The organism is Streptomyces sp. NPDC030798 (genome assembly GCF_055572275.1).
Genome location: NZ_JBVIDR010000010.1, coordinates 24,466 through 36,600 on the forward strand (window position 1 = coordinate 24,466; position 12,135 = coordinate 36,600).

Annotated in this window: 12 protein-coding genes and 1 tRNA gene; 6 read left to right on the forward strand and 7 right to left on the reverse strand. The window is 71.4% G+C overall.

The window, feature by feature from the left end; genetic code table 11:
• Window positions 1-33: 33 nt before the first annotated feature.
• Together ACZ404_RS22840 and ACZ404_RS22845 are read left to right on the forward strand one after the other, a co-directional pair.
• Window positions 34-567 (forward strand): MarR family winged helix-turn-helix transcriptional regulator, encoded by a 534-nt coding sequence (locus tag ACZ404_RS22840; protein WP_468442694.1) that lies wholly within the window; start codon window positions 34-36, stop codon window positions 565-567.
• A gap of 228 nt (window positions 568-795) precedes the next feature.
• Window positions 796-1,422, forward strand: coding sequence for a GTP cyclohydrolase II (locus tag ACZ404_RS22845; RefSeq protein WP_468442696.1), 627 nt, complete (start codon window positions 796-798; stop codon window positions 1,420-1,422).
• 30 nt (window positions 1,423-1,452) lie between these two features.
• Here the strand turns inward: ACZ404_RS22845 and ACZ404_RS22850 are convergent, their stop codons facing one another.
• Both ACZ404_RS22850 and glgA read right to left on the reverse strand, forming a co-directional pair.
• Window positions 1,453-2,808, reverse strand: coding sequence for a cation:proton antiporter (locus tag ACZ404_RS22850; RefSeq protein ID WP_468442698.1), 1,356 nt, complete (start codon window positions 2,806-2,808; stop codon window positions 1,453-1,455).
• Between the two features lie 408 nt (window positions 2,809-3,216).
• Window positions 3,217-4,407 carry a glycogen synthase gene (gene glgA / locus ACZ404_RS22855; RefSeq protein WP_468442700.1) on the reverse strand — a complete coding sequence of 397 codons (1,191 nt, stop codon included), beginning with the start codon at window positions 4,405-4,407 and terminating at the stop codon, window positions 3,217-3,219.
• Window positions 4,408-4,646: 239 nt separating this feature from the next.
• Here glgA and ACZ404_RS22860 point away from each other — a divergent pair, with 239 nt between their 5' ends.
• The gene (locus tag ACZ404_RS22860; protein ID WP_468442702.1) at window positions 4,647-6,173 is read left to right on the forward strand and encodes an amino acid permease; all 1,527 of its coding nucleotides are present in this window, start codon (window positions 4,647-4,649) and stop codon (window positions 6,171-6,173) included.
• An 86-nt stretch (window positions 6,174-6,259) separates the two neighbouring features.
• Window positions 6,260-6,332, forward strand: a tRNA-Lys gene (locus ACZ404_RS22865).
• Between the two features lie 114 nt (window positions 6,333-6,446).
• Here ACZ404_RS22865 and arsM read toward each other — a convergent pair.
• The gene (gene arsM, locus ACZ404_RS22870) at window positions 6,447-7,340 is read right to left on the reverse strand and encodes an arsenite methyltransferase (protein ID WP_468442704.1); all 894 of its coding nucleotides are present in this window, start codon (window positions 7,338-7,340) and stop codon (window positions 6,447-6,449) included.
• 105 nt (window positions 7,341-7,445) lie between these two features.
• Here arsM and ACZ404_RS22875 point away from each other — a divergent pair, with 105 nt between their 5' ends.
• Window positions 7,446-7,823 carry an ArsR/SmtB family transcription factor gene (locus ACZ404_RS22875; protein WP_468442706.1) on the forward strand — a complete coding sequence of 126 codons (378 nt, stop codon included), beginning with the start codon at window positions 7,446-7,448 and terminating at the stop codon, window positions 7,821-7,823.
• A gap of 286 nt (window positions 7,824-8,109) precedes the next feature.
• Window positions 8,110-9,411, forward strand: coding sequence for a phosphatase PAP2 family protein (locus ACZ404_RS22880; protein WP_468442708.1), 1,302 nt, complete (start codon window positions 8,110-8,112; stop codon window positions 9,409-9,411).
• A gap of 4 nt (window positions 9,412-9,415) precedes the next feature.
• Here the strand turns inward: ACZ404_RS22880 and ACZ404_RS22885 are convergent, their stop codons facing one another.
• The 4 genes from ACZ404_RS22885 to ACZ404_RS22900 all read right to left on the reverse strand — a co-directional run bounded on the left by ACZ404_RS22885 (window position 9,416) and on the right by ACZ404_RS22900 (window position 12,109).
• Entirely contained in the window at window positions 9,416-10,582 is a 1,167-nt protein-coding gene (locus ACZ404_RS22885) for a low temperature requirement protein A (RefSeq protein WP_468442710.1), read from the reverse strand.
• A 65-nt stretch (window positions 10,583-10,647) separates the two neighbouring features.
• On the reverse strand, window positions 10,648-11,034 hold the full coding sequence (locus ACZ404_RS22890; RefSeq protein WP_468442712.1) for a nuclear transport factor 2 family protein: 387 nt from the start codon (window positions 11,032-11,034) through the stop codon (window positions 10,648-10,650).
• Between the two features lie 39 nt (window positions 11,035-11,073).
• Entirely contained in the window at window positions 11,074-11,679 is a 606-nt protein-coding gene (locus ACZ404_RS22895) for a DJ-1/PfpI family protein (RefSeq protein WP_468442714.1), read from the reverse strand.
• 4 nt (window positions 11,680-11,683) lie between these two features.
• Window positions 11,684-12,109, reverse strand: coding sequence for an ester cyclase (locus ACZ404_RS22900; RefSeq protein WP_468442716.1), 426 nt, complete (start codon window positions 12,107-12,109; stop codon window positions 11,684-11,686).
• Window positions 12,110-12,135: the final 26 nt, after the last annotated feature.

The window sequence follows — 12,135 nt, forward strand, 5'->3', positions numbered from 1 at the left end:
GGTTCAACTTTGAAACAAACTTACACTGGCTGCATGACGACCCGCTGGCTCACTCCCGAGGAGCAGCGCGCCTGGCGCGCCTACATCGCCGCCTCCCGGCTTCTGGAGGACGCGATCGACCGGCAGCTCCAGCAGGAGGCCGGCATGCCGCATCTGTTCTACTCCGTGCTCGCCAACCTCTCCGAGGCCCCCGACCGGCGCCTGCGCATGACCGACCTGGCGGAGAAGCTGAAGATCACGCGGAGCCGGCTGACGTACGCGGTCACCCGGCTGGAGCGGGACGGGATGGTGCGCCGGGAGAACTGCCGCTGGGACAAGCGCAGCAGTTTCGCCGTGCTGACGGAGGCGGGGACGGCCGTCCTGGAGCGTACGGCACCCGGGCACGTCGAGACGGTCCGCGCGAGCCTCTTCGACCGGCTCACGCCCGAGCAGGTGGGGCAGCTGGAGGAGATCTGCACGGGGATCGCCGAGGGCCTGCAGGGCGAGGAGACGGGCGGTGCGGCGGAGGACGTGCCGTGGCGCAGGCGCTCGTCACCCTGCTCCGGGCAGCCGCCGACGACGCCGTGACGTCCGAGGCCGCCGGAAAGCGGCCGGACCTCGGCCGGAAGGCTGCGGAAAACCGGAAGGCCGAGGAAAGCCGCCGAAGCTGCCGAGAAGACACCCGGACAGTGGGCCGCGCCACAAACTCACCCGGGCTGGTTGCTTCAAATTTAAAGCACGGGGTAGAGTCCCGGACCGAGTAGCTGCTTCAAATCTGAAGCAGCTACCCCAGGAACCCGGAACCCGGAGGCCCGCATGCCCGACACCCCCGCCGCCACGCCGCGCGCCCGCGTCCGGGTACCGCTGCACTTCCACGACGGCTACCGCGCCGACGCCGAACTGGTCACGTTCCACGGGCTGACCGACGGCCGGGAGCACGTCGCCGTCGTGCTCGGCGAGCCCGGCCCGGTGCCGCTGGTGCGCCTGCACTCCGAGTGCCTCACCGGGGACGTCTTCGGCTCCGCCCGCTGCGACTGCGGACCCCAGCTGCGCGAGGCGGTCGAGCGCATCTCCGAGCGCGGCGGCGTGCTGCTCTACCTGCGCCAGGAGGGGCGCGGCATCGGCCTGTACAACAAGCTCGACGCCTACGCCCTGCAGGACCGGGGACTCGACACCTACGAGGCGAACGCCGCCCTCGGCCTCCCGGAGGACGCCCGCGACTACACGGCCGCCGCCCAGATGCTGCGCGCCCTCGGCATCGGCGAACTGGACCTCCTGTCCAACAACCCCGACAAGGCCGGGCAGTTGCGCTCCCTCGGCATCGGCGTCCGCGACCGCGTCCCGACCGGCGTCTTCGCCACGGCCCACAACGTCCGCTACCTGCGCGCCAAGGTCCTCCAGACCCAGCACACCCTCCCACTGCCGGAACTGACGGCGGGCTGACGCCTCCCGCCCCTGCGCTCCGGGGTTCCTCTACGCCGCCGGACGGACGGGACCGCTCCCGGCCGGCACTGCCGCGCCCGCGTCCTGCGCATCCGCCGGTGCGGCCCCTTCTTCGGGAAGCGGGTGGAGCCGGTCCAGGAGGCGGAGGCCCGGGTCGGTGAGGGCTGTGGTGAACAGGGCCGTCAGGGTGAGCGCGAGGAGGAGGGTGCGGTCGATGAGGCCGGCCTGGTGGCCCACGGACAGGACCACCAGTTCGGTCAGGCCACGGGAGTTCATCAGCACCGCGAGGCGGAGCCACTCCGCCGGGGGGAGGCCGCGCAGGGCACCGGCGGTGGCGCAGCCGATCGTCTTCACCCCGCAGGCGACGATCAGGAGCACGCCGATGAGCGCCACCGTGGAGCCGCTCCAGGCGAACGCGCCCAGGTCGAGCTTCTGGCCGTAGCCGAGGAAGAAGCAGGGGAGCAGTACGGCGCCGGTCACCTTCTCCAGCATCTCCAGCGCAGGTTCGGGCCCCGGTCGCAGCCGGCCGTGGAGAAAGCCGAAGAGCAGGGCGCCGGAGAGCTGATGCAGCCCGAGCGCGGCCGAGACACCGCCCGCCAGCACGCCGCCGGCCGCCAGCAGCGTGAGCCCGGCATGCGGGCGGCGGGCCCGACGGCCCCGGCTCACCCACAGCAGCACCGCCACCGCCACGAGTCCGCACCCCGCCGGCACCAGCCGGTCGGCCCGTACGGCACCGGAGGCGGCGAGCGCAGCGGTCAGTACGCACCAGGCCGCCGCGTCCCCGGCGGCAGCCGCCCCGAGGCTCAGCCGGCCCACCCGGGTCCGGGTCAGGGCCGCCGCCTCCAGCAGCCGGGCGAGTACGGGCAACGCGGTGATGCTCAGCGCGCAGCCGAGAAAGAGGGCGTATCCGGTGCGGCTGCCGTGCGTTCCGGCGAATCCGGCCGCGGGTCCGAGGGCCAGGGCCACCCCGGCCACCATGGGCAGCCCGAACGACACGACCCCGACGAGGGCGACCGTCCCGCCGTCCGCCCCGCCCCGCACGGGCTCGGCCAGCCGGCGTCCGATCCCCACCGCGTAGAGGGCGACCCCGAGTTGGGCGAGGGCGTCCAGGGACGGCAGGGTTGCGGGGCCGAAGAGGAGCCGGTGCAGGCCCGGCGCGAGCGCACCGAGCACCGACGGCCCGGCCAGAGCGCCGACGGCCAGCTCGGCGACGACCGGAGGCTGCCCGAGCGCCCGGGCCAGCCGGCCGGCCCCGTACGTGAGAAAGAGCAGGGCGGACAGCCCGAGCAGAAACCCAGCCGTGGGATCCAGCCGCCCTCCGCCCGCCCCGGCGAGACCGACGACGGGACTCAACGGCCCGACCACCGCCCTCCCGGGGTCAGCCATGGAACTCAACCGACCGCCCCCCACGCTGGAGAGCCCAGCCACAGAACCCGACCGACCACCCGGCACCCCGGCACGGCCCGCCAAGTGGCCCGACTGCCCACCCGCAGACCCGACGAGGCCGGCCATGGAACCCAACCGACCTTCCCCCACCCTGAAAAGCCCAGCCACAGAACCCGACCGACCGCCCGGCACCCCGGCACGGCCCGCCAAGTGGCCCGACTGCCCACCCGCAGACCCGACGAGGCCGGACGTGGGGGTCGACCGACCGGACACCGCCCCGGTGAGACCGGCCGTGCGGGCCCACTGGCCGCCCGCCGCCTCGGCCCAGCCCGCCGGGTGAGCCCCCTGCCGCCCCGACAGGGCTCGTCACGTGCCCCCGCCGCCCACCCACCGTGGCCGACGCCCCGCTCAAGCCAGCACCCCCCGGTAGACCTCCAGCACCCGTTCCGCCGCCGCGTGCCAGGAGAAGTGGTCGTGGGCCCTGGTGCGGCCCGCACTGCCCATCGACCGTGCCCGGTCGGGGTCCGCGAGCAGCCGGTTCACCGCTGCGGCGAAGTCGGCGGCGAAGCGCTTGGGGTCCAAGGGGGTGCCCGTGCCGTCCTGTTGCTGTTCGAGGGGGACCAGGAGGCCTGTCACGCCGTCGGAGACCACCTCCGGTATGCCTCCGGTGGCCGTGGCCACCACGGCCGTGCCGCAGGCCATCGCCTCCAGGTTGACGATGCCCATCGGCTCGTACAGGGAAGGGCAGACGAACACCGCCGCGTGCGTGAGGAGTTGCCGCAGCGAGACCGGGTCGAGCATGCCGTCGATGCGGACGACACCCCTGCGGACGCGGCGCAGCTCCTCCACCAGGGCGGCCGTCTCCGCCGCGATCTCGGGGGTGTCGGGCTGCCCGCAGCACAGCACGAGCTGCGCCGCCGGATCCATCTCGAAGGCGGCGCGCAGCAGGTGGGGCAGGCCCTTCTGCCGGGTCACCCGGCCCACGAAGAGCACGAGCGGGCGGTCCGGGTCGATGCCGTACCGCTCCAGGGCGGCCGTGCCCGGATCGGGCCGGTGCACGTCCGTGTCGATGCCGTTGTGCACGACGTGCACCCGCTCCGGGTCGACGTCGGGATACACGCGCAGCACGTCGTCCCGCATCCCGTGCGAGACGGCGACCACCGCGTCCGCCGCCGTGACGGCCGTACGCTCCACCAGCGAGGACAGCCGGTAGCCGCCGCCCAGCTGCTCCGCCTTCCAGGGCCGCAGGGGTTCCAGGCTGTGCGTGGTCACCACGTGCGGGATGCCGTACAGCGTCCGGGCCAGATGACCCGCGGCGTTGGCGTACCAGGTGTGGCTGTGCACCAGGTCCGCGCCCGCGCACCCGGCGCCCATCTCGACGTTCACGGCGAGGGTGCGCAGCACGGGGTGGGCGTCGTCCGACAGGTGCGGCTCCCGGTACGCCCGCACCCCCGTCTCCGGGCGCGGTTCGCCGAAGCAGCGCACCCGCAGGTCGACGAGGGTGCGCAGCTGCCGGGCCAGTTCGGTGACGTGCACGCCGGCACCGCCGTAGACGGCGGGCGGGTATTCCTTGGTGAGCAGATCCACGCGTGTGTTCATCCGTACTTCCTGACGTCTGCGGCCGTGAGCGGCGGTACTGGCGTGCGGGCCGGGGCCCGGGCCCCGCGGGGCAGGCGGGGTGCGGGGCGGGGAGCGGCAGGTCCTGCCCCGCTGTGACCAGGGAGTCCGCGGCCCCCCGGCGGAGGGGTGGGTGATCGGGAGCCGCGGACCCCACATCCACGCTAGGGCGAAGCCCGTGTGACGCATGTCACGGCTGCTACGAGGGAATCGCTGGGGTCATGACAGATGACGCGACAGCGAGCAGTGCAGCGCAGGGCCTGTCCGACGAGGAACGGCTGGCCCAACTCGGTTACACCCAGGTCCTCGCCCGCCGGATGTCGGCGTTCTCGAACTACGCCGTCTCCTTCACGATCATTTCCGTCCTGTCGGGCTGCCTCACCCTGTACCTCTTCGGCATGATCACCGGCGGCCCCGCGGTGATCACCTGGGGCTGGGTGGCGGTCGGGCTGATGACCCTGTTCGTGGGCCTGTCCATGGCGGAGATCTGCTCCGCCTACCCGACCTCGGCCGGTCTGTACTTCTGGGCCCACCGGCTGGCCCCGCCCCGCTCGGCGGCGGCCTGGGCGTGGTTCACGGGCTGGTTCAACGTGCTGGGCCAGGTGGCGGTGACGGCCGGCATCGACTTCGGCGCGGCGTCCTTCCTCGGAGCCTGGCTGAACCTGCAGTTCGGCTTCGAGGTGACCCCGGGCCGCACGATCCTCCTCTTCGCCGCGATCCTCGTGCTGCACGGCCTGCTGAACACCTTCGGCGTGCGCATCGTCGCGTTCCTCAACAGCGTGAGTGTGTGGTGGCACGTCCTCGGCGTCGCGGTGATCGTCGGCGCCCTCGCCCTCGTCCCCGACCACCACCAGTCGGCGTCCTTCGTCTTCACGAAGTTCGTCAACGGGACGGGCTGGGGCAGCGGCCCCTACGTGGTGCTCCTCGGCCTGCTCATGGCGCAGTACACCTTCACCGGCTACGACGCCTCCGCCCACATGACCGAGGAGACCCACGACGCCTCGACGGCGGGCCCGAAGGGCATAGTCCGCTCGATCTGGACGTCCTGGATCGCCGGCTTCGTCCTCCTGCTGGGCTTCACCTTCGCGATCCAGTCCTACGACAAGGAGCTGACCTCGCCGACCGGCGCGCCGCCCGCCCAGATCCTGCTGGACGCCCTCGGCGCCACGACCGGCAAGCTGCTGCTCCTGGTCGTGATCGGCGCCCAGCTCTTCTGCGGCATGGCCTCGGTGACCGCCAACAGCCGCATGATCTACGCCTTCTCGCGCGACGGCGCGCTGCCCTTCTCCCGCGTCTGGCACACGGTCAGCCCGCGCACCCGGACGCCGGTGGCCGCGGTCTGGCTGGCCGCCCTGTCCGCCCTCGCCCTGGGCCTGCCCTACCTGATCAACTCCACCGCCTACGCGGCCGTGACCTCCATCGCGGTGATCGGCCTCTACATCGCCTACGTCGTCCCGACGTACCTGCGCGTCCGCAAGGGCGCCGCCTTCGAACGCGGGCCCTGGCACCTGGGCCGCTGGTCACTGGTGGTCGGCGCCGTGTCCGTCGCCTGGGTGGTGCTGATCACGATCCTGTTCATGCTGCCCCAGGTCTCCCCGGTCACCTGGAAGACCTTCAACTACGCCCCGGTCGCCGTCCTGGTCGTCCTGGGCTTCGCCGCCGCCTGGTGGCTCGCCTCGGCCCGCCACTGGTTCCTCAACCCGGCCCACACCCCCGCCGCCTCCCCGGAGCCCACGCTCGGGAAGTGACCCCTCCCCACCCGACGTGGCCGTGCCCCGATACCCGATCGGAGACACGGCCACGTCCCGCTATGCTCGGACAGGCAACACCGCCTGGGCCCTTAGCTCAATTGGCAGAGCAGTGGACTTTTAATCCATTGGTTGTGGGTTCGAGTCCCACAGGGCCTACGGACGACGGTCGGGGGATATGGCCCCTGACCTGCGGTGCAGCGCCCGAGCCGGCTTCGGTCGGCTCGGGCGCTGCCGCGTTTGCGGGCGAGCGCGCTGCCGGAGCGGATGCGCTCAGCTCCGGCAGCCGCACCCCGACGCGCTCTTGGCTTCCGTGACGGTCAGGGCGGGGTCGGCCGAGGTCTCGGACGGCGTACAGCACGCGTTGACGCCGCAGCAGGTGTCGTCCGCGTTCCTCCCCCCGGAGGGCGAATCCGCAGGGGCGGGCTTGGTGGCGCGGACGATCGCGGAGTGCATGCCGTCCGCCACGGGGTGCGTCGGGGTGATCTCGATGCCGGTGAAGCCGGCGGCCTCCAGGCCGGCGCGGTACTCGGCGAAGGACAGGGCGCCGGCGATGCAGCCGACGTAGTCACCGCGTTCTGCGCGCTGTTGCGGCGTGAGCGCGTCGTCGGCGACGACGTCCGAGACGCCGATACGGCCGCCGGGCCTCAGGACGCGGAAGGTCTCCGCGAAGACGGCGGGCTTGTCGACGGACAGGTTGATCACGCAGTTGGAGATGACGACGTCGACGGTGTTGGCCGGGAGGGGGACGGCCTCGATGGTCCCCTTCAGGAACTCGACGTTGGTCGCGCCCGCCTTCTCCGCGTTGGCCAGCGCCAGGGCGAGCATCTCCTCGGTCATGTCCAGGCCGTACGCCTTTCCCGTCGGGCCGACGCGGCGAGCGGAGAGCAGGACGTCGATACCGCCGCCGGAGCCGAGGTCGAGGACGCGCTCCCCCTCGCGCAGTTCGGCGACTGCGGTCGGGTTCCCGCAGCCCAGGGAAGCGGCGACGGCCTCGGCGGGCAGGGCGTCGCGCTCGTCGGCCGCGTACAGGGCGGAACCGAAGTTCTCGTCGGCCTCGACCGGCTGCGGCCCACAACAGGTGGTGCCGCCCTCGGTGACCTGCACGGCCGCGGCGGCGTAGCGCCGGCGGACGGCCTCACGCAGATCGGTGAACTGCTCGCTCATGACTCACTCCCCTGTGACGGGGCATGGCGGCGCCCCGGAACGGCTTGTATTGACGTTCATTGATGCAACCTTGCGCCTTGAATCGAAAAACGTCAACATAGAGCCATGTCGAAACAAGGGCGTGACACGATCAACCAGGGCCCGGCCGGCGCCTGCTGCGAAGGACTCGCCACCGCGCCGCTGGAGGAGGAGAGGGCGGCCGAGCTGGCTAAGGCGTTCAAGGCTCTCGGCGACCCGGTCCGGCTGCGCCTGCTGTCGATGATCGCTTCACGGGAGGGCGGCGAGGTGTGCGTGTGCGAGATGACGCCCGCTTTCGACCTGTCCCAGCCGACCATCTCCCACCATCTCAAGCTCCTGCGCCAGGCCGGTTTCATCGACTGCGAGCGGCGCGGCACCTGGGTGTACTACTGGGTGCTGCCGGGTGTCCTGGACCGGCTCGCCGCATTCCTGACGGTGCCTCGGACCGTCGGAGTCACCACGTGACCGCCGAGCGGCATCCTCGCCGAGCCTTGGCGGTCTTGCGCCGGCTGCCGGACAACACGTTCAGGAAACCGGTGGCTGGAAATCAGAGCCGGCCATGGGAACGGAGTACAACTTTTCGGCCAACTCGTCCGCGGACAATTCCGATTTTCACTGGGTGCCCGTTGCACGAAAGGTGACGCAACGGCTTTTCGGGCCGGTGTCGTAACCGATAACATGATCGAACTCATGAACGATCAACCTGAACCCTGACAAATCGGCCGAAAAATTGATATCTAGACCATCACGGATGTTGCTGTGGGCCACGACCGGTGCCGTGACCCTGGGTTTTCTTGTCGCGCTGGAGATCCTCGCGCGCCACTACGGCGTACCGGGGCCGATGACCAATCAGGTTCGGGAGGTGATTTATCCTCCCAAGTCGGGATTTTTGCTGTACGCCAGCATGGCGTTGATGATGGTGGTGCTCACCTGGCGGGAACGGCTCATCGCGGCCGGGGCCGCCGTCGGTATCGACCTCGCCTTCCTGGTGGTGCGGTGGGCCCTCGGCATCAAGGTGACCGAGGGGCATCCCTTCGGCAACGGCGCGCTGTGGGTGGTACTGGGCTGCGCGGTCGTCGCTGTCACACGGCGCACCGGGCAGGAACGGGTGCTGTTGCTCAAGGGCATCGGGCTGGGGCTGCTGCTGGTGGCCGGGCGCAAGACCGGCGACGCCTGGCTGCTCATCACGTCGAAGGCCCATCCGACGGTCCTCGACCCGTACGTGGCCACCGCCGATCACGCGCTCGGCAACCCGTCGTGGCTGGTGGGCCGGCTGGTCCGCGCCAGCGGGCCGATCGGCTTCCATGTGCTCGACGTCGTCTACGGCCAGCTCGCGGTGGCCGCAGTCGTCGTCTCGATGTACCAGCTGCGCAACGTGGCGGCCGAGCGGCGGTTCCCGGGCCACCATCTGGTGCGCACGTTCCTGGTGATCGGGCTCCTCGGGCCGCTCGTCTACATGATCTTCCCGGTGGTCGGACCGGTCTTCGCCTACGGCCCCGGCGCCTCCGGCACCGGCGGCCTGCAGTGGGCGGTGGCCAACCTGTGGCCGGACACCCCGCCGCCCGTCCATGCCCCGCACCCGGTCCCGTACGACGGGATCACCCCGCGCAACTGCATGCCCAGCCTGCACACGGCCTGGGCCACCGCCATCTTCATCCATTCCCGCACGGGCCCGCGCGTCCTGCGCGTCGCCGGCACGTTCTGGCTGATCGCCACGCTCACCGCGACGCTGGGATTCGGCTACCACTACGGCGCGGATCTCGTGGCCGGCGTGGTGTTCACGCTCACGATCGAGGCCGCGCTGCGGGCGCAGCAACGGGACTGGGACCGGTCCGGAATGCAAGTGGCCGCCTATGGCGCGACGGTTTTCGTCGCGCTCCTTCTGGCGTATCGCTATCTGCCGGTCGACATGGCGAGGGCGCCTTGGCTGTTCGGGCCTGTTCTGCTGCTGGCCATGGGCTCCGTGGTGTACGGCTATGTGCGGCTCGTCAGGCAGTGGGAACCGGCCGCCGCGCCGCTGCAGCGGCCGGAGCCCCAGCCCGAACCCGTGTAGGGCCTCACGCGCCCGCGTGCCGTACCTCCGGGGCCCGGGTCTCCACCAGGATCTGGCAGGACAGTCCCGCCACCAGCACCGCCTCCAGCAGCAGGGCGGGCAGGTCGCCGCCGGCCGCGCCGAAGAGGGCGAAGGCGGCGCCGAGGCCCAGCCGGGACCAGGCGCGCAGGTCGCCCTTGAGGCCGACGTTGAGCAGGTGGATGCCGCCGACGCCGAGGAGGAAGACGGACATGCCGAAGCACAGCACCGGGCCGCCCTGCAGGGAGGCGTGGCCGTGGCCGCCCGCGTTGGCCGCCTGGGCGGCGAGCAGACCGCCGACGCCGGTGATCGTGATGCCGCCGTGCACGAAGAGGTGGCCGTAGACGTACGCCTGGCCGGTCAGCCGCCACTGGCGCAGCGGTGAGGCGTCGACGTGGTCGAAGACCAGCCACCACTGGCAGGCGGCGATCAGGAACGAGCCCGCCACCACGGCCAGGGTCTGCGGGCGCAGCCCGCTCGCGGCGATGCCGATCGCGTTGAGCGCGACGACCTCCCCCAGCACGATGATGGTGAACAGCCCGAACCGCTCCGGGATGTGCGAGGCGTTGAACGGCACCCGCGCCACCGCCGAGGCGGACAGGATGGGCGTGAGCAGCTCGGCCAGCAGACCCGCCGCCCACAGGGCGTAGCAGTACGGCGCCGGCAGCAGCGCCGACGCTCCCCAGACGGCCGCGCCCAGCCCGTAGCCCTGGAGGAAGCGGCGGGTCAGGGTGCGGGCCCGGGGCACGTGGTAGTGGGCCCGCAGATACAGGCCGAGCAGGATCAGGCGTACGAGGAAGTAGCCCAGGGCGAAGCGTTTCGCCCCGGCGGTGCCCGTGAACGCCTGCGGGACGGCCACCGACACGGACAGCACCGCCATCATCGCGATGATCATGATGAGCCGGTAGATCCGGTCGTCGTTGTCGAAGCGGTCGGCGTAGAAGGTGTAGCCGACCCAGGTCCACCAGATGGGCACGAACAGCGCCGCGAAGCGCAGCACTCCCGCCCACGCCGGGGCGTGCAGCAGCACCCCGGTCAGCTCCGCGACGGCCACCACGAAGACGAGGTCGAAGAACAGCTCCAGCGGCGAGGCGGCCCGGTGGTGCCCCTCCTCGGGCACCCGCAGCCGCACCCGCCCCCGGTGCAGACGCACCCTGCCGGTGTACGTGCCGCGCGCCGCGCCCGCCTCCGGCGCCCCCAGCACCCCCCGCACGCCGGTCAGCCCCCGGCGACCTGGGTGTGGGCGTCGTCGTGGTAGCCCTTGATCTCGGTGATCAGGCCGTCGTCGCCGACCCGGAAGGTGTCGATGCCGCGGTCCTCGACGATGCCGCCGTCCTTCTTGTGGGCGGTGATGTGGAAGGTGAACGCGGCCTCGTCGCCGGAGACCACCACGTCGGTGACGCGGAACTCCACGCGGTCGATGACCTCGAAGACGCCGTCGAAGAAGGCGGTCACCGCGGCCCGGCCGCGGTTGGCGGGCGCGCCGACCGGCTCGTACTGGACGACGTCCTCGGCGAGCAGGGCGGCGAACCGCTCCCGGTCCTGCTTGGCGAAACTCTCCGCATACCCCTCGACGGCGGCGCGGATCTGCTGCTCCTTGGGCATGGTCTTCTCCGTACGTAGGTGATGGGCGGTGCGCCCGGGTCAGTGCGCCGCCTCGATCTCGCGGACGAACGCGGCCATGAACTCCCCGGTCACCTGCGGGTGCTTGGCCGTGATCAGGTCGCCGTCGATCACCAGGTCGGCGGTGCCGTTGCCGTCGTAGACGATCTCGGCGCCGGCGTTCTCCACGTCGCAGACGATGTTGTGGGCGCAGGTCACCCTGCGGCCCTCGAGCAGGTGGCGGTCGGCGCACAGCAGCCACAGGGAGTGGCAGATGGTGCCGACCTTGACGCCCGGGGCGGCCATGGCCGCGCGCAGGAACTCCACGGCCGGCGCCTTGTTGCGGCTGCCCGGGCCGGGCACCTCGACCTGGTAGCGCAGCCGGTCCATGGCGTAGGCGCCGATCAGGACGACGCCCGCGTAGTCGGCCAGGTCCAGCCGGCTCACCTCGAGGGTGACGGTGACGTGCTCCTCGACGTAGCCGTTGTCGGGGTTGCTGCCGAAGGTGAGCGAGGGCTGGCCCCACAGGTGGGAGACGTAGTCGACGGCATAGCCCTGCTCGGGGAAGTAGGCGTTGAAGTCGCGGAACTCGGACGGGTCGAAGTGCTCCTCGATCAGGACCGCGATCCGGCCCTTGGTCGCCGGCACCGGCTCACGCTCCCAGGCCGAGCGGACCGAGCAGCTGGCCGGGGTCGAAGAAGGCGGTGACCTTCTTGATGAGCCCGTCCTCGATCCGGAAGATGTTCATGCCGCGGACGGTGATGCGCTCGCCGGTCGGGGCGGCGCCCATGAACACGCCGCGGTGGGTGCCGGTGATGGTGAAGGACGCGGCGACCTTGTCGTCCTGCTCCAGCAGGTCGTCGATGGTGAAGACACGGTCGGGGAAGCCGCCGTACCAGCGCAGCGCGAACTCCTTGTACGCCGGCAGGCCGTGGATGCCGTCCGGGGAGATCGGGTTGTCGAAGACCACGTCGGGGGCGAGGATCTCGTCGGCGATGCTGAGGTCGCCCGGGGCGGTCAGGAACTGCTCGTAGTACCTGCGGACGAGCTTGGCGCCCTCGTCGGTGACTGCGGCCATGGGTCAACTCCTTCGGCGTTCAGGGG

What these genes read in the sequence shown, in the direction of transcription:
- ACZ404_RS22840 (WP_468442694.1), top strand. Translation starts at nt 34, where the DNA reads ATGACGACCCGCTGGCTCACTCCCGAGGAGCAGCGCGCCTGGCGCGCC.
- ACZ404_RS22845 (WP_468442696.1), top strand. Translation starts at nt 796, where the DNA reads ATGCCCGACACCCCCGCCGCCACGCCGCGCGCCCGCGTCCGGGTACCG.
- ACZ404_RS22850 (WP_468442698.1), bottom strand. Translation starts at nt 2,808, where the DNA reads ATGGCTGACCCCGGGAGGGCGGTGGTCGGGCCGTTGAGTCCCGTCGTC.
- glgA (WP_468442700.1), bottom strand. Translation starts at nt 4,407, where the DNA reads ATGAACACACGCGTGGATCTGCTCACCAAGGAATACCCGCCCGCCGTC.
- ACZ404_RS22860 (WP_468442702.1), top strand. Translation starts at nt 4,647, where the DNA reads ATGACAGATGACGCGACAGCGAGCAGTGCAGCGCAGGGCCTGTCCGAC.
- arsM (WP_468442704.1), bottom strand. Translation starts at nt 7,340, where the DNA reads ATGAGCGAGCAGTTCACCGATCTGCGTGAGGCCGTCCGCCGGCGCTAC.
- ACZ404_RS22875 (WP_468442706.1), top strand. Translation starts at nt 7,446, where the DNA reads ATGTCGAAACAAGGGCGTGACACGATCAACCAGGGCCCGGCCGGCGCC.
- ACZ404_RS22880 (WP_468442708.1), top strand. Translation starts at nt 8,110, where the DNA reads ATGTTGCTGTGGGCCACGACCGGTGCCGTGACCCTGGGTTTTCTTGTC.
- ACZ404_RS22890 (WP_468442712.1), bottom strand. Translation starts at nt 11,034, where the DNA reads ATGCCCAAGGAGCAGCAGATCCGCGCCGCCGTCGAGGGGTATGCGGAG.
- ACZ404_RS22900 (WP_468442716.1), bottom strand. Translation starts at nt 12,109, where the DNA reads ATGGCCGCAGTCACCGACGAGGGCGCCAAGCTCGTCCGCAGGTACTAC.